At 69.9% G+C, this 17,380-nt stretch carries 17 protein-coding genes; 8 read left to right on the top strand and 9 right to left on the bottom strand.

Annotation, left to right across the window (positions count from 1 at the left end):
• Positions 1-35 precede the first annotated feature (35 nt).
• A complete protein-coding gene (locus HKD39_RS08460; protein WP_171199381.1) occupies positions 36-521 on the top strand; it encodes a DUF2231 domain-containing protein in 486 nt (161 codons plus the stop codon).
• An 87-nt stretch (positions 522-608) separates the two neighbouring features.
• Here the strand turns inward: HKD39_RS08460 and HKD39_RS08455 are convergent, their stop codons facing one another.
• Complete coding sequence (locus HKD39_RS08455; RefSeq protein ID WP_212754290.1) at positions 609-1,577, bottom strand: cation diffusion facilitator family transporter; 969 nt, start codon at positions 1,575-1,577, stop codon at positions 609-611.
• Positions 1,578-2,124: 547 nt separating this feature from the next.
• Here HKD39_RS08455 and HKD39_RS08450 point away from each other — a divergent pair.
• Together HKD39_RS08450 and HKD39_RS08445 are read left to right on the top strand one after the other, a co-directional pair.
• A complete protein-coding gene (locus HKD39_RS08450) occupies positions 2,125-2,808 on the top strand; it encodes a ClpP family protease (protein WP_171199380.1) in 684 nt (227 codons plus the stop codon).
• Positions 2,809-2,810: 2 nt separating this feature from the next.
• On the top strand, positions 2,811-3,434 hold the full coding sequence (locus tag HKD39_RS08445; RefSeq protein ID WP_171199379.1) for a ClpP family protease: 624 nt from the start codon (positions 2,811-2,813) through the stop codon (positions 3,432-3,434).
• 68 nt (positions 3,435-3,502) lie between these two features.
• On the opposite strand, the gene HKD39_RS19465 is transcribed toward HKD39_RS08445, so the two are convergent.
• Entirely contained in the window at positions 3,503-3,856 is a 354-nt protein-coding gene (locus tag HKD39_RS19465; protein WP_425488427.1) for a helix-turn-helix domain-containing protein, read from the bottom strand.
• 399 nt (positions 3,857-4,255) lie between these two features.
• Here HKD39_RS19465 and HKD39_RS08435 point away from each other — a divergent pair, with 399 nt between their 5' ends.
• A complete protein-coding gene (locus HKD39_RS08435; protein ID WP_171199469.1) occupies positions 4,256-5,002 on the top strand; it encodes a DUF72 domain-containing protein in 747 nt (248 codons plus the stop codon).
• Positions 5,003-5,051: 49 nt separating this feature from the next.
• Here the strand turns inward: HKD39_RS08435 and HKD39_RS08430 are convergent, their stop codons facing one another.
• The 4 genes from HKD39_RS08430 to HKD39_RS08415 form a co-directional block, all read right to left on the bottom strand.
• On the bottom strand, positions 5,052-5,753 hold the full coding sequence (locus tag HKD39_RS08430; RefSeq protein ID WP_171199377.1) for an HAD family hydrolase: 702 nt from the start codon (positions 5,751-5,753) through the stop codon (positions 5,052-5,054).
• Complete coding sequence (locus HKD39_RS08425; RefSeq protein ID WP_171199376.1) at positions 5,750-6,796, bottom strand: TIGR03557 family F420-dependent LLM class oxidoreductase; 1,047 nt, start codon at positions 6,794-6,796, stop codon at positions 5,750-5,752. Before HKD39_RS08425 ends, HKD39_RS08430 begins: the two co-directional genes overlap by 4 nt.
• A 159-nt stretch (positions 6,797-6,955) precedes the next feature.
• Positions 6,956-7,678 carry an SRPBCC domain-containing protein gene (locus HKD39_RS08420; RefSeq protein WP_171199375.1) on the bottom strand — a complete coding sequence of 241 codons (723 nt, stop codon included), beginning with the start codon at positions 7,676-7,678 and terminating at the stop codon, positions 6,956-6,958.
• Between the two features lie 124 nt (positions 7,679-7,802).
• Complete coding sequence (locus HKD39_RS08415) at positions 7,803-8,741, bottom strand: methyltransferase domain-containing protein (protein WP_171199468.1); 939 nt, start codon at positions 8,739-8,741, stop codon at positions 7,803-7,805.
• 604 nt (positions 8,742-9,345) lie between these two features.
• Here HKD39_RS08415 and HKD39_RS08410 point away from each other — a divergent pair.
• The 3 genes from HKD39_RS08410 to HKD39_RS08400 all read left to right on the top strand — a co-directional run bounded on the left by HKD39_RS08410 (position 9,346) and on the right by HKD39_RS08400 (position 13,323).
• A complete protein-coding gene (locus HKD39_RS08410; protein WP_171199467.1) occupies positions 9,346-10,470 on the top strand; it encodes a thiamine pyrophosphate-dependent enzyme in 1,125 nt (374 codons plus the stop codon).
• Between the two features lies 1 nt (position 10,471).
• On the top strand, positions 10,472-11,506 hold the full coding sequence (locus HKD39_RS08405; RefSeq protein WP_171199374.1) for an alpha-ketoacid dehydrogenase subunit beta: 1,035 nt from the start codon (positions 10,472-10,474) through the stop codon (positions 11,504-11,506).
• A gap of 92 nt (positions 11,507-11,598) precedes the next feature.
• Positions 11,599-13,323, top strand: coding sequence for a dihydrolipoamide acetyltransferase family protein (locus HKD39_RS08400; protein ID WP_425488426.1), 1,725 nt, complete (start codon positions 11,599-11,601; stop codon positions 13,321-13,323).
• Positions 13,324-13,790: 467 nt separating this feature from the next.
• Here the strand turns inward: HKD39_RS08400 and HKD39_RS08395 are convergent, their stop codons facing one another.
• Positions 13,791-14,147: a hypothetical protein gene (locus HKD39_RS08395; RefSeq protein WP_171199372.1), complete on the bottom strand. Its 357-nt coding sequence runs from the start codon at positions 14,145-14,147 to the stop codon at positions 13,791-13,793.
• Between the two features lie 15 nt (positions 14,148-14,162).
• Between HKD39_RS08395 and HKD39_RS08390 the strand changes: the two genes are divergently transcribed.
• Complete coding sequence (locus tag HKD39_RS08390; RefSeq protein ID WP_171199371.1) at positions 14,163-14,576, top strand: hypothetical protein; 414 nt, start codon at positions 14,163-14,165, stop codon at positions 14,574-14,576.
• 48 nt (positions 14,577-14,624) lie between these two features.
• Here HKD39_RS08390 and HKD39_RS08385 read toward each other — a convergent pair whose 3' ends face one another.
• Positions 14,625-15,305: an ArsR/SmtB family transcription factor gene (locus HKD39_RS08385; protein WP_171199370.1), complete on the bottom strand. Its 681-nt coding sequence runs from the start codon at positions 15,303-15,305 to the stop codon at positions 14,625-14,627.
• Positions 15,302-16,900, bottom strand: a complete 1,599-nt coding sequence (locus HKD39_RS08380; protein WP_171199369.1) for an MFS transporter — start codon at positions 16,898-16,900, stop codon at positions 15,302-15,304. The genes HKD39_RS08385 and HKD39_RS08380 overlap by 4 nt, the downstream gene beginning before the upstream one ends.
• Between the last annotated feature and the right edge of the window lie 480 nt (positions 16,901-17,380).

The raw sequence follows: 17,380 nt of genomic DNA, 5'->3' as shown, positions 1-17,380 counted from the left end.
CTGAACCGATCGATGGCCATCGACGTGACATTGCCATGGACGAGATCAACGGTCTGCCCGCTCATCCGCTGCTGGTGCACGCCACCGTTGTGCTGCTGCCGCTCGCCGCGCTCGCGCTGGTGCTGCACGTGAGCTGGCCGGCAGCCCGGCGCCGGCTCGGGGTGGTGACGCCGATCCTGGCGTTGATCGGGTTGATTCTGGTGCCGGTGACCACCAGCGCGGGCGAGGCGCTGGCCGCGGGCCTCGGCCCGGTCGGGGAGAGTGCTCCGGTACGCCGGCACGAGGAACTGGCCGAGCAGGTGTTGCCGTGGGCGATCGTGCTGGCCGTGCTGGCGCTGCTGGCTTGGGCCTGGTGGCGCTTCGAGCTGCGGGAACGGCTGGTCGGTGCGTCGCTGCGGGTACCGGCCGACTGGGTGCTGCGGGTGCTGGCGGTGGCGGCAGCGGTGGTGCTTACCGTTGTGCTGTTCCGCGCCGGTGACGCCGGTGCCCGCGCCACCTGGGAGGGCGTTGTCACCGGCTGAGTCACCGCCTGAGTCACCGGCTGCGCCACCGGGGTGGTTTGCCCGGGGGGGCCGCGGTGCGGCAGCGGGCACCGGTGCCGGTTCCCCTCAGCCGGTCAGGCCGGGCTCGTCCGGCGTCGACAGGCTCAGCACCGCGCCGACAACGGCCGGTGACTCTTGCAGCTTGGCCTCGAGGGCCCGAAGCCGTTCCGCCACATGGTGTTCGCTCTGGTCGCCGGCAAGGTCGACGTCACCCACCACGTTGATCATCCGCGGCCCGACGATCTCCAGCCGCAGGTAGCTGACCTTGTCGACCTCTGGCATCGAGAGCAGTTCCCTGATCACCGCGTCGCGCACCCTTGGGTCGGCCTCCTCGCCGACCAGGAACCGCCGGTTCAGGTTGATCAGCTTGACGGCCACCACCGCGAGCAGCAGCCCGACCAAGATCGAGCCGATGGCATCGGGCGCAGCCGAGCCGGTGATCTGGTGCAGCGCCAGCGCCGCGGCGGCGATCACGATGCCGATCAGCGCGGCGGCGTCCTCGAAGAACACCGCGCGCAACGTCGGGTCGGAGGTGCGCAGCACGTGCGCGATGAGGTCGCGGTGCAGATTCTTCGCCTCGCGCCTTGCCTGCCGGACGCTCTGGGTGAACGAGATGCCCTCGAACACGAAACTCAGCGCCAGCACCAGATATCCGACCAGGAAGTCGCTCGCCGGTTCCGGGTGCATCAGCTCGGTGATGCCATGCCAGATGGACACCGCGGCACCGGCGACGAACAGGCCGAGCGCGGCGAACAGGCTCCAGACGTACGACTCGCGTCCGTAGCCGAGCGGATGGGTGCTGTCCGGTTTACGTCGGCTGGTGCGGTTGGCCACCAGAAGGAACACCTCGTTGCCGGTGTCCGCCCACGAGTGCGCGGCCTCGGCCACCAGCGACGCCGATCCGGTGATCAGCGCCGCCACCGTCTTGGCCACCGCGATCACCAGGTTGGCACCGAACGCGATCAGCACGGTGAGGGTGCTCTCCGGCTTGTCCCCGCCGCCGCTGGGAACGTAGGCGTCCAGCTCCGGCCACAGTTGCTTGCCCTGCGGACGGCGCGGTGGGGCCGCCGGCGTTGCGGCGGGTGCGGTGCCGGTGGGTGCGGTGCCTGTGGGTGCGGCCCCGGCCGGCGCGGTGCCGGCGGGTGCGATGTCCGATGACGGTCGGCGCGGCGCTGCGCTGTCGGCAGTGCTGGTGCCGTCGTTGGGCTGGCCGCCGGGGGTCGGGTGGTCGCTCACCGCGTCATCGTGTCACCGCGGTGGCGGCCGAGCACCCCGGGAACGCCGTCACGGCCGCGGTGCGCCAGGGCCGGCGCGTGGCGCCACCGAGCCGCACAACCGGATTCGTCACCCCGCACTGCGCTGGTTCTTCTGACGCCCCGGGTTTGTCGAGCGCCGTGGATTCATCAAATGCTGCACCATTGGGCGATTTCCGGGCGGCAGCGGGAAGAACGGGTCACTGGTGCAGCGGGTGATGAAGGCCGGACCTGTACCGCCACCTCGGCAGCACCCAGTGCCCAACCGGTTTCGCTGCTGTGAGCAGCAAACGCTTCCGCATCGCCGGGTGGGTCGGCACCGTGGTGCCATGTTCACCCCCGACTCGTTCACCCTCGACTCGTTCACCCTCGATTCGTTCACCCGTGATGCAACGCCTCGGCTCCGGGAGGGCGGCGGTGCGACCGCGCTGCTCGACCCGGTGCACCAACTGTCCGACCGGCTGCAGAACCTGCGCATCGTGCAGCTCACCAAAGAGGTCGACGACGACATCAGCGCGCAGCTCTGCGCCAGACTCATCCTGCTGGCGGAGGAAGACCCACGCCGGGACATCGTCTTCCTGATCAACTCGCCCGGTGGTTCGATATCGGCGGGCCTTGCCATCTTCGACACCATGCGGGCGGTGCCGTGTGACGTCGCGACCGTCGCGATGGGCATGGCGCTCAGCATGGGCCAGTTCCTGCTGGCGGCCGGCGCCAAGGGTAAGCGGTATGCCTTGCCACACAGCCGAATCCTGATGCACGAGGGGTCCGCCGGAGTCGGTGGCAGCGCGATCGACGTGGAGATTCAGGCCGACAATCTGCGCTGGACAAGGGATTTGATGTTCCAGCTGAACGCCGAGTTCACCGGCCAGCCGCTGGAGCGGATCGCCGCAGACTCGGACCGGGACCGCTGGTTCACCGCGGAGCAGGCCCGCGACTACGGTTTCGTCGACCAGGTGGTGGACTCGCTGGCCGACGTCCGGCCCGGTCGCGGCGGTCGGGCGGGGTACTGACCATGGCGCACTTCACCATTCCGCAGATCGTCGAGCGCACCGCCACCGGCGAGCGCTTCTCCGACGTGTACTCGCGCTTGTTGTCCGACCGGGTCATCTACCTCGGCACCGAGATCGACGACGATGTCGCCAATGTGATTGTGGCGCAACTGATTCTGTTGGAGTACTCCTCGCCGGACCAGCAGATCGAGCTGTTCATCAACTCGCCGGGTGGCTCCATGTCGGCCGGGATGGCCGTCTACGACACCATGCAGTTCATCTCCCCGCCGGTGGCCACCACCTGCATCGGGCAGGCGTCGTCGGCGGCCGCCGTACTGATGGCCGGTGGCGCGAAAGGTAGGCGTTCCATGTTGCCGCACACCCGAATGGTGCTGCATCAACCATGGATCTCCGGCGGCCGGGCCAGCATCTCCGACCTGCTGTTGCAGAGCGACGAGCTGGTGCGTACCCGCGCCCAGATGAACGAGGTGCTGGCGCGGCACACCGGCAGGGCCGCTGGGCAGATTCTCGCGGATACCGCGCGGGACAAGGTGTTCACCGCCGATCAGGCCGTCGAGTACGGCCTGGCCGACCAGATCGTCGAGTCCCGAAAGGCCGGCGAACGCGCGGATCCCGCCGCCGGCTGAACCACGTCGGCTCGAGCCTCCCGGTTGCCGCTGGGTGGCCCGGGCGGCGGTGGGGTGCCGGGACAGCGTCAGGCGGCCAGCAGCGTGATACCGCCGCGGTTGCTGCGCGCGCTGTTCGGGTGCGCCGGGCGCCACGGCCCGCTGGCTAGCGGCTGACCGAGCCGGATCACCGTGAACTCGGCGGCCTGGCCGACTGTCAGCTGCCGCTGGCCGGCGGCCAGCAGCTCACCGAGGGTCCAGTCGAGTGCGCCGCAGATCGACGCCAGCATCTCCGACGACGGTTCCTTGCGGCCGCGCTCCACCTCGGAGAGGTACTGCGGCGAGATGCCGGCGGTGTCGGCGACGCGCTGCAGGGTGCGCCGCATGGCGCGCCGGCGCCGGCGCAACACCTGCCCGGAGACGTTGCGCCACAACGGCTCCACCGCAGCCGCGGGACGGCGTCGAGTACCGCCGCTGCGCGGTGACTGGATCGACTGTGGTGGCTGGGTTGACTGTGGTGACTCGGTTGACGGCGCTGGCTGCGGTGACTGCGTTGGCGGCGGTGACAGCGTTGGCGGCGGTTGCGTAGCTGCTCGCGCCGCGGCCGGCGTTGCCGCGGTCGGCTGCCGGTAGCGATGACGGTGTGCCAGCGGCGATCCCATGACGCTGACGCTAACGGCTGGCCGGTCGGGCGGCACCGCAGGGCCGACGCCGATCTGGCAGTTTCGCTGACGGCTGACGGCTGAGCGCGCGACCCTCCGGCTGGGCGCCCGGCCTGCCAACAGAGCGCCCGGCCTGCCGGCGGCGTGAGCCGACCGTAGGGTGGAGCCGTCATGGCAGAGCTGGCCGTAGCGGTGGGCACGTCGGGCTGGACCTACGAGAGCTGGTCCGGCCCGTTCTACCCGCCGAAGTTGGCCAAGGCCAAGCGGTTGGCCTATTACGCGGAGCGACTGCCGACGGTCGAGCTGAACGCCAGCCACTACCGCTGGCCCAGCGACCGCACGTTCGCCGGCTGGCGGGAGAAGCTGCCGGTGGGGTTCCGGATGGCGGTGAAGGCGCCGCGGGCGCTCACCCACGCCAAGAAGCTGGCCGATCCGGACGGTTGGATCGAGCGGATGGCCAAGGGGCTGCACGAGTTGGGCGAGCGGCGCGGCCCGCTGCTGGTGCAGTTGCCACCCGGACTGGTCCGCGAGCACGACAGCGTCACCCGGCTGGATGCGTTCCTGCGCTCGATCAACGCGGTGGCGCCGTGGATCGACGTCGCGGTGGAGTTCCGCAATGCGTCGTGGCAGTGCGACGACGTGTATCGGCTGCTGGAACGGCGCGGAGCCAGCTACGTGGTGATGAGTGGCGCCGACCTGCCGTGCGAGCTACGAGCCACCGCGCCGTTGGTGTACCTGCGGTGGCACGGGCCGAGCACGCGTCGGCTGTACAGCGGCTGCTATTGCGACGACGACCTGCGCTGGTGGGCGGATCGCTTGCGGGAGTGGGCGTCTGCCGGGCATCGGGTGGTCGGCTACTTCAACAACGACCAGCGCGGGTACGCGGCCAAGAACGCGGTGCGGTTGACCGACCTGCTGCAAGCCTGAGGCTGGGGCCGGCGCCGACCGAGCAACGGACGGGAGCGCGCCGGCCCGGTCAATCGACAGCTTGCCAGCGCTGCAGCACGGCGGGCAGCTCGTCGATGCTGTCGATCACCTCGACGCAGCCGGCGTCGCGGAGTTCGGCAGCCGAGAATCCGCCGGTGCGCACACCGATGCACGGTGCGTCCATGGCGGCCGCGGCTTCCGCGTCCCACACGCTGTCGCCGACCACCACCGCGGCCTTGCCGCCGGAACGCCGCAGCGCGGTGGCCAAGATGCCCGGATCGGGTTTGGATGACTCGCTGTCATCGGCAGAAGTGACGGCCGCGAACGCAGACTTGTTCAACCGCAGCAGTTTCAGCGCGGCATCGGTGAACTCCTGCTGCCCCGAACTGGCCAACGCCACCGTGAAGCCCTTGTCGAGCAACGCTTTCACCGCATCGGCGGCGCCGGCAAAGGGGTTCACCTCGTCGACCAGCCGGCGGTACTGGCGCTCCCATTCGTCACGGAGCCGGTCGCCGAGATCGGCCTCCACCGCGTCGTCGGTCAGGTGGCCGACAAGTTGGTCGCCGCCCATGCCGACCGCCCGGTGCACCCGCCACCACGGCACCACGATGTCGTGGGTGCCGAAGCTGCGCTGCCAGGCCAACGCATGCAGATAGGTGGAGTCGACCAGGGTGCCGTCCACGTCCAGCAGCACGGTGTCCACCGGGCCGACGCCATGACCGGGGCCTCCCGACGTGCCTGCCGACGTCATCCCGCTGACCCCGGCGTCGTGCCGGACCCGGTCGGCGCGGCCCGGCGCAGCTTCTCCAGCAGGGGCCCGGCGGCCTCGTCGAGAAACCGTTGCTGCCACTGATCGCCGACCTGGACGACCGCGATGTCGGTGAAACCCGCCTCCCAGAACGGCCGGATCGCCTCGACGATCGCGTCAAGGTCGGGTCCGCACGGGATGGCGTCGGCGACGTCGTCCGGCCGGACGAACCTCGAGGCGCCGGCAAAACCCGCGGGCGTCGGCAGGTCGGCGTTCACCGCCCAGCCGCCGCCGAACCAGCGGAACTGTTGGTAGGCAAGCTCTTTCGCCTGTTCGGCCGAGTCGGGGTTCCAGCAGATCGGGATCTGCCCGATGGCCCTTGCACCGCTGCCGATCTGCTTGTCGGGGGCCGCCGCGTTCCAGGTGTCGACCAGCTCGGCCGACGGCTCGGTGGCCACCAGGTGATCGGCGAGCGGCGCGAACGCCTCGATGGCCCGGCCGCCGCCAGCGGCGACCGCCAGCTCCAGCTCGTCGGGCACGTCCCAGAGCCTGGCCGAATCGACCTGGAAGTACTCGCCGGAGTAGTCGATCAGCTCGCCGGTGAGCAGGCTGCGGATGACCTCGATGGCCTCGACCAGCATCCGGTGCCGGTCGGCGATCGCCGGCCAGCCGGCGCCGACGACGTGCTCGTTCAGGTTCTCACCACTGCCGAGCCCCAGCGTGAACCGGCCGTCGGCCAACAACTGCAGGGTGGCGGCTTTCTGCGCGACCACCGCGGGGTGATAACGGACCGTCGGACAGGTGACGTAGGTGGCCAACTCGATGCGCTCGGTGGCGTGCGCCACCGCGCCAAGAGTTGCCCAGGCATACGGTGCGTGGCCCTGACTGGTGAGCCACGGCGAGTAGTGATCGCTGCAGACGGCAAGGTCGAAACCGATCCGGTCGGCGGCAATCGCATAGTCGACCAATTCTTTGGGGCCGCTCTGCTCCGTCATCAGGGTGTAGCCGAAACGGGGTGCAGGCGGAAGTGAACCGACGCGAGTCATGTCGCCAGAGTAACGGCGCAACGCTCGGTCGGCAGACCTCGCAAGACGGGCGGAGTGGAAATCGCCCGTGCGGCAACAAATCTCACCGCCGGTGGCGGTGGTTCGGCCCGGTGCGCAGGGCACGTGTTGGGCCGGCCGGGTGTCCGGTCGACCGTGCGGTCAGTCGGAGGCTGACCCGCGGCCGGAATCCGGCTCGTCCGGACGCCGGCGCAGCAGCGCCCAGCCCACCAGCGCGCCGACAACCGCCAGCACCGCCGGCAACACCTTGCGGAGCAGCCCGGACGCCGGCCGGCCGTCCACCGAGAACTCCGCGATCGGCCGGTAACCGGTGCCGCGATTCGGCCCGGTGCCGCCGCCGGGGTGGGCCAGCGCCTCCTCGCGGTCGGCGGCGACCTCGTCAGGGTTCTCCACATCGATCAGCTGCGCCCCGCCGCTGGCCCGGCCGACCAGCTTGGTCGACACACAGTCGGCAAACCGGCTCACCAGGTCGTTGCCGACGGAGATCATCAGCGGGCGGGTGAAGTCGGCGGGCCGCCCGGTGAGCGCCAGCGTGGTCCGCAGGTCGACGAGGGTGCGGCCGGGCGCCACCTCGGCGGCGGTGGCCGTCACCAGCATCGCGGCGGTGGTGGCCGGCGAATCCTGGCCGGTGGCCTGAATGGTGGCGGTGTGGGTGCGGTCGTTGCGCTCGATGATCTTCGCCTGGCCGCGGTAGCTCAACCGCACCGGGCCGGCCTTAAGCTTCACCGAGCCGGAGAACTCGTCACCGGAGACCTTCTCCAACTCGGCGCCGGGAAAGCACGGCCCGACGGTGGCGATGTCGAGCAGCATCGGCCAGGCCCGATCGATGCCAACGGGCAGTTCAAAGCGATGGTCCAACTCCACGGCGGCCTCCTGATGTCCGGTGGCGAAATCCTATCCTCGGCGGGCCGCGCCGCCGGCCGGCCTGCGCCGTCGATGCCCGTCGACCCAACAACCAGACCCGCAGGCCGGGCTGGGCCGGCTCCGGTCAGTCGCGGTGGCCGACGAGGAAGATGCGGCGGAAGGCGAAGACGGTGCCGAAGTCCCGCTCCGGGTAGGCGGCACGCAGCCGCGGGGCCAGCTCGGCAAGGAACTCGGCCTGCTGCGCACCGGGCTCGCCGCTGCCGGACTCGTTGCCGCGCAGCGCTTCCAGTACCGGCCGCAGCGCCGTGCCCTTGACCCATTCCAACACCGCATCGGGGCCGGCCAGCACCTGCTGGTAGCTGGTCTCCCAGACGTCTGGCGACAGCCCGGCGCCGGCCAGCAGCCGCACGTATCCCTCGGGTTCCAGCACAGGATCCTGCCGCAGCCGCAGCCCGCCGGTGGCCTGCTGCCAGCGCGGCTCGGCGACCAGCTCGCCGATGATGCGGTGCGACGGTGCGCTGAAGTTGCCTGGCACCTGCACCGCAAGGGCGCCGCCGGCCGGGATGGCGTCGGCGATCTCGGCCAGGATGCGATCGTGGCCGGGCACCCACTGGTAGGCGGCGTTCGACACCACCACATCGGTGCCGGGCTCGGGGCGGTAGTCGACGAGATCGCCGAGCTGGAAGCGCAACCGCGGCCCCGCGTACCCGGCGGCCTGCTCCAGCATCTCGGCGGACGAATCGATGCCGGTCACCGTCGCGTCCGGCCAGCGCTGGGCCAGCGTCGCGGTCAGCTCACCGCTGCCGCAGCCAAGATCCACCACCCGGCTCGGCGCCGCCACCCTGATCCGGTCGACCAGGTCGAAGAACGGTCGGGAGCGGTGATCGGCGAACCGGCCGTACTGCGCGGGATCCCAGTGCGCCCGCTGCCCGTCGTCGGCTGGCTGCGCCGCGGCGCCGGTCGGCCCGCCGGCAGCGGCTGGTGCCGATGCCGAAGCTGGTGCCGGCGCTGGAGCTGATGCCGGCGCTGGATCTGGTGCCGGCGCTGGATCTGATGCGGGCACTGGAGGTGTTGGTACTGCCATCTGGTGAGTCCTTTCCTGGCCCGGTCACCGCCCAACGCCGCGGCGGGCGGTGGCGCGGCGCTGAGCCGATACGCGGGTGGTCCGGTGGCCGCCGACGACGGAGTTCGGTCCCGTCGGCGGGGTCGAATCAAACAGTACGCGCGTTATATTTAGCGGCAAAATCGGGAGGCAGGCTAACGACCTCTCCGGTTCAGCCGCTGGTCCACCGCGCCTCGATGCTTCGGCGTCCGACAGTCGGACGCAGCGGCGGACGGAGCGCCGCTGCCGCTGTGTCAGGATGTGAGACGGGGCTGGTCATCCCGGCCCACCCATCCGTCAAAGTCGACGGCGGCCCCCGTCGTTTGCGTCGCCCGAGCGTCGCCGAGGAGCCCGCTGTCACGTGTTCAGCGGCGATCCCGGTTGAACGCGGGACAACTACGAGGAGATCAGCATGGCTGCGGATCCACCGGTCGGACAGGCCCCAGCAGAGACGGCACCCACGGTCGGCCCGCGGCCGCCGGACGCCGCGCCCGGCGCCGACGGGGCTGATGGCGTCGATGTCGGCGCGCAGGCGGCGGCCGATCGCAATCCGGCCGACGAGCACATGGCGAGGGGACTACGGGCCACCTCGAACAGCCCCGACCTGATCCAGCTGTTGTCTCCGGAGGGCGTCTTCACCCCGCACCCGGATTTTCCGCTCGAGGTGACGGCGGACCTGCTGAAGGGCCTGTACCGAGACCTGGTGCTGGTCCGCAGGTTCGACCGCGAAGGCAACGCGTTGCAGCGCCAGGGGCAGCTGTCGATCTGGGTGCCGCTGCTCGGCCAGGAAGCGGCGCAGATCGGGTCGGGCCGCGCGCTCCGGCCGCAGGACTTCGCCTTCCCGTCGTACCGCGAGCACGGGGTGGCCTGGTGCCGCGGAGTCGACCCGACCGAGCTGCTCGGCATTTTCCGCGGCACCGACCACTCCGGATGGGACCCGGTCGCCGCGCGTTTCCACGACTACACCATCGTCATCGGCAATCAGGCGCTCAACGGTGCCGGCTACGCCATGGGGCAGGCCTTCGACGGCAAGGTCGGCAGCGGCGATCCCGACACCGACGAGGCCACCATCGTCTACTTCGGCGACGGCGGCACCGCGCAGGGCGACATCCACGAGGGCATGGTGTTTGCCGCCGCCTTCGACGCGCCCGTCGTCTTCTACTGCCAGAACAACCAGTGGGCGATCTCCGAGCCGATCGAGAAGATGACAAGGGTGCCGCTGTACAAGCGGGCCGCCGGCTACGGCATGCCGGGGTTCAGGGTGGACGGCAACGACGTGCTGGCCTGCCTTGCCGTCACCAGGTGGGCGCTGGACGAGTGCCGCAGTGGCAACGGCCCGGTGATGATCGAGGCGTTCACCTACCGGATGGACGCGCACACCACCTCGGACGATCCGACGCGCTACCGGTTGGCCGACGAGACCGAGCACTGGAAACTGCTCGACCCGATCGAGCGGGTGCGGGCATATCTGGCACGAGAAGGCTTGGCGGACAAGGAGTTCTTCGATTTCGTTCAGGCCGAGGCCGATCAACTCGCCGATCGCTTCCGCACCTTCGCGGTGGCCATGCCGGTGCCGACGCACGAGCGGATCTTCGCGAACGTCTACACCGACCCGAATCCGCAGGTGCAGCGGCAGCAGCAGGAGTTCGACGAGTACCTGGCCGGATTCGACTCGGAAGCGGGGCAGTGAGATGACCGAGACCCAGGCGCAGCCGGCCCAGCAGCAGACCGCGGAGGGCGCAGCCGAGACGCTCCAGAACCTCACCCTGGCGAAGTCGCTGAACAACGGTCTGCGGGCCGCGATGGAGGCCGATCCCAAGGTGCTGGTGATGGGCGAGGACGTCGGAAAGCTCGGCGGGGTGTTCCGCATCACCGACGGGCTGCAGAAGGACTTCGGCGAGCACCGGGTGATGGACACCCCGCTGGCGGAGTCCGGAATCATCGGTGCCGCAGTGGGTTTGGCCATGCGCGGCTATCGCCCGGTGTGTGAGATCCAGTTCGACGGCTTCGTCTTCCCCGGGTTCGACCAGATCATCTCGCAGGTCGCCAAGATCACCTACCGCTCGCAGGGCGCCTGGTCGATGCCGCTCACCGTCCGCATTCCCTACGGCGGCGGCATCGGCGCCGTCGAGCACCACGCCGAATCGCCCGAGGCATTCTTCTGCCACATCGCCGGGATCAAGGTGGTGGCCTGCTCCAACGCCCACGACGCCTACTGGATGATCCAGCAGGCCATCGCCAGCAACGACCCGGTGATCTTCTTCGAACCCAAGCGCCGCTACTGGGAAAAGAGCAAGGTCGACACCGCGAACAAGCCGGACACCACCTTCAGCACCGTGGTCCGCCGTCCCGGCGACCAGGTGACGTTGATCGGCTACGGCGCCACCATGCCGGTGGCGCTGGCCGCCGCCGATGCCGCTGCCGCAGAGGGGATCTCGGCCGAGGTGCTCGATCTGCGGACGCTCTCGCCGCTCGACCTCGACCCGGTGTTGGAGTCGGTAAGGCACACCGGCAGGGCAGTGGTGATCACCGAGGCGCCGCGGGAGGGTTCGCTGGCGTCCGAGGTGGCCGCCCGGATCTCCGAAGAGGCCTTCCACTCGCTGGCCGCGCCGGTGCAGCGGGTGACCGGCTTCGATACTCCCTACCCGCCGTCGAAGCTGGAGGAGGAGTACCTGCCCGACCTGGACAAGGTGCTCTTTGCCGTCGACCGGGCCCTTTCGTACTAGGGAGGGCGTACCAGCCGGTACTGCCGTCCCGGCACGGTGCCGATGATTTCCCAAGCTGACCTTCTATTGCGCTGAACAGAACGAGGATGGCCGTGAGCAGACTGCAGGTGTTCCCGCTGCCGGACGTGGGTGAGGGCCTCACCGAAGCCGACATTCTTGAGTGGAAGGTGGGCGTCGGCGACGACGTCACCGTCAACCAGGTGATCGTCGAGATCGAAACCGCAAAGGCCGCAGTGGAATTGCCCAGCCCGTGGGCCGGGCGGGTGCACCAGCTGCTGGCCGAGCCCGGCGTCACCATCGCCGTCGGCACCCCGATCATCGCCATCGACACCGACCCCGGTGCCGGTCCGCTCCCCGGTGACGACCCGGCCGCCGACGGTGCCGCTCCGCAGGGTGCTGCCGGTGCCCCGAACGCCGGTGCTCCGGACGCCGCCGCCGCGGTGCCCGCCGGTGCGTCCGCGGCGGCTCCGGCTGCCGGTGGTCCGGACGCGAACCGGCAGGACGAAGAGAGCCAGGGCGGCGCGAAGATCGGCGAGGTCGCCGCTGACGGTCGCATCGCGACCCTGGTCGGCTACATCCCGGCGGCCGGCTCCGGTCGCCGCCGGCCGCGCAAGGGTCATGGCGCCGGTGGCGCGGCGGCAGCGGCCGCACCCGCCCCCACCTCGTCGGTGAACCTGGCGTTCGTCGGGGCTTCCGCGCCGGTGCTGGAAGACGTCAGATCCACTGCGGCGCACGGGGAACCGGGTCACGAGCTGGCCAGCCGCCAAGCCACCTCCGCCGGGGCCGTTGGCGCTGCCGGCCCGGGAGGTGCTGCCGGTGCTGACGGTGCCGAGGGCGCTGACGGCGCAGCCGGGACGGCGGGCCGGCGCAGCCAGGCGCCGCTCAGCACCCCGCCGGTGCGCAAGCTTGCCAAGGATCTCGGCGTCGACCTGGCCGAGCTCGCCGGCAGCGGTGCGGGCGGCGTTGTCACCCGCGCCGATGTGGAAGCCGCCGCCGGTGCTGCATCATCAGGAGCCGCGTCATCCGGTGCTGGGTCATCCGGCACTGCATCATCGAGCCCTGCGGGGCTCGCTGGTGCGGTCTCCGCCGGCATGCCGCCCGGCGCGGCAGCTGCCGGCGAGCGGGAGCGCCGGGTTCCGGTCAAGGGCGTCCGGAAGATGACGGCGCAGGCCATGGTGGCCAGCGCGTTCACCGCGCCGCACGTCACCGAGTTCCTGACCGTCGACGTCACCGAGATGATGCGGCTGCGGGAAAAGCTGAAGTCCCGCAGGGACTTTGCCGGCGTCAAGGTCACGCCGCTGACGTTCGCCGCCAGGGCCGTGTGCATCGCGGCGCAGCGCACCCCTGAGGTGAACTCGGTGTGGGACGAGGCGTCCGGCGAGATCGTCTTCAAGAACTACGTCAACCTCGGCATCGCGGCGGCGACGCCGCGCGGCCTGGTGGTGCCCAATGTGCCTGAGGCACAACGGATGTCACTGCTGGAACTGGCCACCGCCGTCGGCGAGCTGACCGACATCGCGCGTCAGGGCAGGACCAGCCCGGCAGCCATGGCCGGCGGCACCTTCACCATCACCAACGTCGGCGTGTTCGGGGTGGACACCGGCACGCCGATCATCAACCCGGGCGAGTCGGCCATTCTGGCGCTGGGCTCCATCAAGGACGCGCCATGGGTGGTTGACGGACAGCTGGCGGTGCGCAAGGTGTGCCAGCTGGCGTTGTCGTTCGACCACAGGGTGATCGACGGCCAGCAGGGCAGCGAGTTCCTCGCCGATGTCGGCGCGCTGTTGTCCGACCCCGGCCTTGCGATGGTGTTCTAGCCCGGCCGCGCGGATGTGCCGGCCCGGCCCGCGGACGTGCCGGACCGGCCCGCGTGCATCAGATACCGATCGGACGTCAATGGAAGATGCCGATCGGGCATCGATGGGCCACGGGGCGTTGGCGGATCTGGCGGATTGGCCGTCGGTGGGTGCCGATACCAGTCAGGCTGCTCTCGGTCTGAACCGCAGACGTGCGGTTCCGCCCCCGGCTGCCGCGTCCATTGATGGCTGCCGGTTGTTCGTCCGTACAACGCGCAATGTGCCACGCGCCAATCGTTTTCGGGTGCCCGCACCGCGCGGAACTGCACCCTCATCGCGCCACCACCGGCGCCCGAGCGGACCCGACCCCGCTCGGCAACTCGAGAGGAACCACTCGTCATGCCTACCCGATTTGTCCGTCGCACCGTGGCGGCCGCGGCTGCCGCCCTGATTGCGCTCGGTACCGCCGCCTGCGGCAGCGACAGTGATCAGGGCTCGTCGGCGAACACCGGCACCACGACCACCAGCACGTCCACCGGAAACAACGAGTCCGCCGCCGGCGGCGCGGCAGCCTCGGCTGTTGATTCGGCAGCGGAGTCCGGTCCGGCCATGGGATCAGATTCAGCATCAGCATCAGCATCGGAATCGGCTTCGGAATCAGCACCGGCAGCCGGATCCGAGTCGATGTCGTCGGAGGCGAGCTCGGAATCGGAATCGTCCGCTCCGGCGTCAGCCGAGGCCAGTAGCGCGGGCGGCGCCGACGCCAGCGCGCCGGCCGGAAACGCGGGCGGGGCCGACGGTCTCACCCCGCCGGGCACCACGTTGAAGTTGGGCGAGGCTGCCACGGTGCCGGTGGGGGGGTGAAGACCGATGAGGCAGTGGTCAAGGTGTCGGTCGATTCGATCAAGCCGGTGTCCGCGGCCGACGTCAAGGCGCTCGAGCTGGGCGACGATGCCAAGGAGTACGACCTGTTCTACGTGACCCAGACCATGGAGTTGGTGTCGCAGAAGACCAGTCAGAAGAACCTCGAGGTGTTCAACTCGCAGTTCTACAACGGCCTCGTCGGTAAGGATCCCGCCACCGACATCATTCTGATGTCGGGCTTCGACAAGTGCGAGAAGACCAAGCTGGCCAAGGGAACCGTCGGTGAGAAGGTCACCGGTTGTGCGCTGTACGGCGCGCCCAAGGGTGAGAAGGTCACCGGCGTCAGCTACGAGCCCAACGACACCCCGTACGACGACTTCGACGGTAAGCCGATCACCTGGACCAGCTGAGCTGACCAGCGCAGCTACTGCACCGGCGGCCGCCTGCGAGTCATCGAGCTACTCGCAGGCGGCCGCCGTGCGTCCGTGCAGCCGGACCCAGGCGGCGTAGCCGCCGTCCAGCGTGCGCACCCGAAAACCGTTGTCGGCCAGCGTTTGTGCCGCTCGTGGTGACGCGACGCAGTACGGTCCCTGGCAGTAGGCGACCACCTCGGTGTCGGCCGGTAACTCCGTCAGCCGGTCGGTGAGCTCGCTCAGTGGCAGCGACACCGCACCCGGGATGTGACCGTGTGCGTAGTCGTCGGCGCTGCGCACGTCCACCAGCAGCACGCCCTGCTCGCGCAGCCGCGCCAGCTCGTCCGGACCGACCGGGTCCCATTGCCCGGCACCGCCGAGGTAGCTCTGGATCTCGGCGCGCAGATCGGCCAGTGAATCGGCCGCAAACCGTTGGTAGCGGCCGAGAAACTCCGACACCGCCGGGCCGGCCAACCGGTAGAACATTCGCACGCCGTCGCGGCGGGCGACCACCAATCCGTTGGCGCGCAGGTCTTGCAGCTGCGCCGACGTGTTCTTCAGCGCGATCCCGGACGCTGCCGACAGCTCCTCGACGGTGAGCTCGGCGGTGGTGTCGAGCAGGTCGAGCAGCCGCAGCCGGCCCGGGTTGGACATCGCCTTCGCGATGCGCGAGAGCTGTTGGTAGATGGGCTGTTCCACGAACTCGTTGCCGCCGGCGCCCGTCATGCCCGGTCACCTGCCAACGCCGGCTCCGCCGGGTGCCGCTTGCTGCCGGTGAGCTTGGCGATGCTGCGGTTGGCGGCCCATGCGGTGAGCGCGCCGGCCAATGCCAGCGCCGCGAACGGCCAGAGCAGCAGCCGCGCGGAGGCGAGCACATCGTCACCGCCACGGGCGACCAGCACCCCGGCGACGGCGGTGCCGAGCGCATTCGACATCAGCTGGACGGTGCTGACTCCGGTTGCGGCTCTGGTGGCCTCCGCGGCGTCGTCGGTCGCCTTGATGGCCGACGCCGCGCCCTGCTGGAAGGCGACACCGATACCGCACCCGGCCACCACCAACGCCAGCGCCCAGCCACCGATCACCCACCACGACGGATCGTGCAGTTGCAGCGCCGCATAGCCCGCGATGCCGAGCCCGAGCACGATCGGACCGATGAGCCGGGCGCGGCCCTGAGCCCGTTCGGTGATCAGACCGCTGGTGCCGAGCGCGCCGATCGTCCAGCCCCAGGAGAGCGCGGCACCGAGGAAGCCGGCCAGCAGCGGCCCGAGACCACCGAGCTCCTGTCCGAACAGCGGAATGAAGCCCTCCGAGGTCGAGACCACCGCCAGGATCGCCAGGCTCAGGTACACCCATTTCAGCGGATTGCCGCGCTGATAGGTGATTCCGGGCAACACTCGCACGGTGGCGGTGCGTTCGCGCAGCACGAAAGCCACCAGCATCAGCACTCCGGCGGCCAACAAGATCCCGACCCAGACGCCGTCGATGACGCCGGCGATGCTGATCGCGGTGGCCGCTGCGGACACCAGCAGCAGCGCGAGACCGGGGATGGCCGGCCCCTTTTCGCCGCGCTGGTGCCCCGGCATCCGCTTGGCCGCCATCCAGCCAAGGCCGATGGCCAGCAGCACCAGCAGTGCCATGGCCCAGCGCCACCAGCCGAGTTGTGCGAACAGGCCACCGATCGACGGGCCGACCAGGTTGCCGACGCCCCACATCGCCGACGACACTCCGAGGCTGCGGGTGATCAGATGCTCCGGCACCGCCCGGCGGATCACCGCGAACCCGAGGCCGGCCAACAGCCCGCCGCCCAGGCCCTGAATGGCGCGGCCACCCAACATGATCGGCATGGTCGGGGCCACGGCGGAGATCAGCGAGCCGAGCCCGAACAATCCGAAACCGATCAGATAGGCGGTGCGTGGTCCGACGTCGGCGATCAGCCGGCTGACGAACAGCGACGCGATCACCGACGCCAGCAGGAAGACCGTCAACACCCACGCGTACAGCTGTTGATCACCGAGGTCGGCCACCGCGCTCGGCAACAGCGCGGCGGTGAGGTACACGTTCATGGCGTACAGCAGCACCCCGCCGGCCAGCACGATCACCGCCAGCCGGTATGGCGCCGAGAACAACTCGCCCCAGCTACCGGGCTTGTGCTGTGCACCGGCGCTCTGGGGTGCCGCGTTTGGGGACGCGGTCCTGTTGGGCGCTGTGCTGTTGGAGCCGGCGTTTTCGGGTGCTGTGCTGTTGGGCGGCGGGTTATCGGGTGCGGTGCCGTTGGAGCCGGCGTTGTCCGGCGGCGATCCGTCCGGCGGCGTGGTGCTCATGTTCTAAAGACTCTTAGATTAGGTGGCGAATTGTCAACCCCGGAGTGGGTGGCGCGTGGGACGGCAGCCTGACACCGGACGCCGGGAGTGGCAAAAACGGCGTCTCGAATGACGTTTGCCCAGGTGGGGTCCGAGAAATGTGGATCGAGACACCTATTTTGCCGCTGCGGCGTAGCGAAGTGGCCCCGAGGTGGCGCGCGACTGGGACGCCTGAGTGGGTCCGCGGCGCCGAGCCACGAATCAGCGTCGCCGCGACCGCGGCCGCGAGCACGGCTCGGTCGCGTGTCCACTGGGGAACCACTGGGCTACGATGAGAACGGCGGCGGCAGGACGGCGAGCAAAAGTTGCGTCTCGATCCGATCCCGCAGAACGCGACCTGGGCAAACGCGATTCGAGCTGCCGATCTTTTCCACCGCGAACCCGGGCACGGCGTCGGCGCCACATCTGTGCTTATCGGGTGCGCCTGCCTCGCAGAGGTGC

Source organism: Nakamurella aerolata (assembly GCF_013002705.1).
GTDB classification, from domain to species: domain Bacteria; phylum Actinomycetota; class Actinomycetes; order Mycobacteriales; family Nakamurellaceae; genus Nakamurella; species Nakamurella aerolata.
Note: the sequence above shows the minus strand (reverse complement) of the source record. Positions and strands in the feature narration are given on the sequence as shown.